A 2,953-nucleotide genomic window follows, 5' to 3' on the forward strand; every position below is an offset into this window, starting at 1 on the left:
TTCCGATGATCTGCTCTTCAGAGAAGCGGCTACGTTTCATGTCCTGGTCCTCTCGATGGGCCAGAACGAACTTCAAACCGGATTAGATCAGAGGGGCAAGGTCACGAAAAATGGTGGCGCGGCCGTGAGCGAGATCGCCGGCTTCATCGAAGGTGGTGTCATCAAGGTGGTCCTTCATTGGCGGGAGGGACCACCGGCATCGAAGCTCAAGAGTTCGCCCTGAAAACTCTTGGACCCCTTGCATACCCCATCACCCGAAATCCACATAGCTCCCGATGCACCCTCGAAGCGATCCGCAACCGCCTCAATCAATTGAAAGCTTTTATCCGCAGGCATAGGCGCAGACATAGAAATTGACACTGCAAGCTCCTCGGCTTCCTCAGTGTCAGCATCGCTGCCGCACACTTGCTGCGCCAGATGGGGTGACCTTCCCGCTTATTAAACACGTCTCTTACGCTATCACGACGATAGCCGGCAGGCAGTGACAATCGGGCGGTTACTTTGAAGCGTCCGGGCAAATCATATTTGAGCGTCATCACGGCTTCGCACATAGGCGTCCCTCTTCGAAGGGCGGCAAGTGTACTGTAGCGCGCCTTCGGCATTCCGTAAGCGGGAGCCTGAGGCCGTTTAGCGCTGGTAGTTCCATCGCATGAGGGCGCCACTTTTGTAAATTAGAGATCTCTGAGCTGTTACCATGCCTTCATCAGCTTGGCCCGATACTCCTCATCCAAGATGGCCGGGAGGGATATCTTCTTGGTTCGTGCGCCGTCGACGGAGATCATCTCACCGCTAACGAAGCTCGATTCCTCACTCGCCAGCCAAAGGACCGCATTAGCTATCTCGGCTGGGGCGCCGATCCTTCCTACCGGATGAAGTTGCGACAATTCCTGCTCGACGAAGCTTCGACCCGCGTGCATCTCGACATACGCACGATTCAGCTCGGTATCGATCCACCCTGGGCAAACGGTGTTGCATCGTATACCATCCGGCCCGAGGTCAACTGCCAGCCCCAGCGTAAGACCATGCACGCCGGCCTTCGTGGCCGCGTAGGCAGTATGCCAAGGGTTGACAATATAGCCTTCGACCGATCCAATGTTGACGATTGCGCCCGACCCAATTCGTCTCATTTCCGGGGCGACATACTTGGCCATTAAGAACGGACCGCGGAGATTGACGGCCATAAGCCCGTCCCAATCGTCGGCAGTCTGTTCGTCGAGGGACTTATGAATGACCTTACCAGCATTGTTGACCAGTACGTCGACCCTGCCGAACTTCTCGAGGACCTCATCAACGAAGGTACGAATTGAGACTTCCTTTGTGACATCAAGAGACATAAACGTGAGCCCCTGGACGCTGCCGGGAACGGATGAGCGATTGTCGTGCAAGTCGCCGACAACAACCATGGCGTCTTCATCAGCGAGCCTATCAGCAATTGCTCGCCCTATGCCTTGATTGCCACCCGTGACGATGGCAACCTTGCCTGCTAACCGGTTACCCATGGATCCCTCCTATCCTGCCGTGAAGCCGCCATCTATCGGAATGGCAGCGCCCGTGATGTGCTTGGCCTCCTGGCTCGCCAGGAACACCGTCAAGCTCGCTATTTCGTTCGGTGTGGCCACGCGACCCCGGGGTATTAAATCAATATTCCTCTGCAAGATCTCGTCCGCCGTAGCTGGTGTGTTGTGAGCCGATACGAGCATGGGTGTATCGACGGCGCCAGGGCAGACGGCATTGATACTGATATGTTCTTTGGCGTGATCGAGGGCCATTGCTCGTGTCAAAAGAACGACGGCACCCTTTGACGCACAATAGGCAGCCAACCCGGGAGAGCCAACCAACCCCACATTCGAGGCTATATTGACAATGCTGCCGCCGCCGGTCCTCAGCATAGACTTCACGGTGGCGCGGCTGAAGTAGAAAACACCGTTGACATTGGTTTCGAATGTCTGACGCCAATCGTCATCCGTGGTATTGGGGGCGCTTCTACGCCGAATGATCCCGGCGCTGTTCACCAAGACGCTGACCTTCCCGAACCGCTCCACGCTGGAATTGACCACTTGATCGGCGAAGGCCGAGTCAGCTACGTCGCCGAGCATCAATTCGGCTTGGCAGTTGAGTTTCTGAACCGCCTCTAAGGCTCTTTGACCCCGTTCCGAATCGCGGCCGACCAAAACTAGTGACGCCCCTGTCGCGGCGAAAGCCTGTGTGACGGCCTCCCCTATCCCGGAAGTCGCGCCAGTAACGATAACCACCGCATTGGAAGGCGTCATATTAGCAATTCTCTTTTGGAAGTGATGATTCTTTTCCAGCCATAATCCAAGCATTGTTTTAGGTGCAAACTTGGACAATATTGGTAGCCATATTCGTCTCATTTCTTAATAAGTGCGCCGGCTTGATGATGCCGATATCTGCGTTGCAGACCGTTCACATCGAGCTGCCCAGACTGGTCGCCAGACTGGTCGATTGCCGCTGTTAGGAGCTTGAGTGCGGTCGGACTCTGATGGGATCAGTTCTTCAGTATTGTCTAACAAAAGGCCGTCTTCCCAACAGACATCCAAAGCAGGTGACGGGCGACTTCCCTTGACCATGCCGTGAGCCAGAAAACAATACATGCCATCAACTCCGAAGAGCTCGTGGGGTCTGGTTGCACTGATTGCAGAATTTGGGGCGTATAGAACATGATGGAAACTGCCTAGAATAGCGCGTGAAGTTCCCAAACATCGTGCAGGCGGCCGAGAAAGAAACTAGTGATCGCTAATGAGACGCGATAAACGCGCCACCCGCCATGAGCACACGATAGTACAAAAGGACCTTGCAGTGCTCCCCCCGATGTCCCAGTCTTGGCTCATTTCGAACTCCACAACCGCCATCGGCAGGCTGACGACAAGGTCTCCTTGAATGAAGCTTCAAGCCGGTTAATTCGGCCACCATCCGTGGCTTTGGCGGCTTCTCC

Annotated in this window: 3 protein-coding genes; 1 reads left to right on the top strand and 2 read right to left on the bottom strand. The window is 55.2% G+C overall.

All coding sequences use genetic code 11. The annotated features are described in order from the left end of the window. On the top strand, nucleotides 1-223 hold a 223-nt coding region (locus NKI66_RS32530), incomplete at its 5' end, for a hypothetical protein (RefSeq protein WP_352754071.1). 466 nt (nucleotides 224-689) lie between these two features. Here the strand turns inward: NKI66_RS32530 and NKI66_RS32535 are convergent. Further along, complete coding sequence (locus NKI66_RS32535; protein ID WP_352754072.1) at nucleotides 690-1,499, bottom strand: SDR family NAD(P)-dependent oxidoreductase; 810 nt, start codon at nucleotides 1,497-1,499, stop codon at nucleotides 690-692. Between the two features lie 9 nt (nucleotides 1,500-1,508). Then, nucleotides 1,509-2,348, bottom strand: a complete 840-nt coding sequence (locus tag NKI66_RS32540; protein ID WP_352754073.1) for an SDR family NAD(P)-dependent oxidoreductase — start codon at nucleotides 2,346-2,348, stop codon at nucleotides 1,509-1,511. Nucleotides 2,349-2,953 lie beyond the last annotated feature (605 nt).

The sequence above is a fragment of the Mesorhizobium sp. M0518 genome (genome assembly GCF_040321125.1).
In the GTDB taxonomy this organism is placed as follows: Bacteria; Pseudomonadota; Alphaproteobacteria; order Rhizobiales; family Rhizobiaceae; genus Mesorhizobium.

What these genes read in the sequence shown, in the direction of transcription:
- NKI66_RS32535 (WP_352754072.1), bottom strand. Translation starts at nt 1,499, where the DNA reads ATGGGTAACCGGTTAGCAGGCAAGGTTGCCATCGTCACGGGTGGCAAT.